We start from the raw sequence: 332 nt of genomic DNA, 5'->3' as shown, positions 1-332 counted from the left end.
ATCCGATCAAGAAGACCGACCCTACCATCCACTCTTTAAGCAAGAAGTTCGGCCAGAACGCCTCTGTGCGTCCTGGGTATTCTGAATAGTCTTTTGCAATGTTTTGTTTCCGATTCGAGATTCCTACTCGAGAGTCGGTTACAAATTTCATCCCTTTACCGCGATGCATATCGTTTCTCCTCCTTTTTCTCCTCGAATCGGCTTATAGCGGTCCAGAAACCCCTTGTTTACGAATCATCAAGAAGTGGGCTCCCAACAGTCCGAACAATGCCGCCGGTAAGAAGAAGACGTGAATTGCGAAGAATCGTGCGAGTGTGCTCGCCCCGACAATC

Annotated in this window: 1 protein-coding gene and 1 pseudogene; both read right to left on the bottom strand. The window is 48.5% G+C overall.

Annotation, left to right across the window (positions count from 1 at the left end):
- Positions 1-169: pseudogene (locus tag AC2Q9J_RS17755) on the bottom strand (menaquinol-cytochrome c reductase cytochrome b/c subunit); the annotation flags it as partial.
- A 33-nt stretch (positions 170-202) separates the two neighbouring features.
- On the bottom strand, positions 203-332 hold a 130-nt coding region (locus AC2Q9J_RS17750; protein WP_499041990.1), incomplete at its 5' end, for a cytochrome b N-terminal domain-containing protein.

The organism is Planococcus sp. RAB007_Raresut (assembly GCF_057369535.1).
The sequence above is the reverse complement of the archived record's forward strand: the minus strand, read 5'-3'. Positions and strand labels throughout refer to the sequence as shown.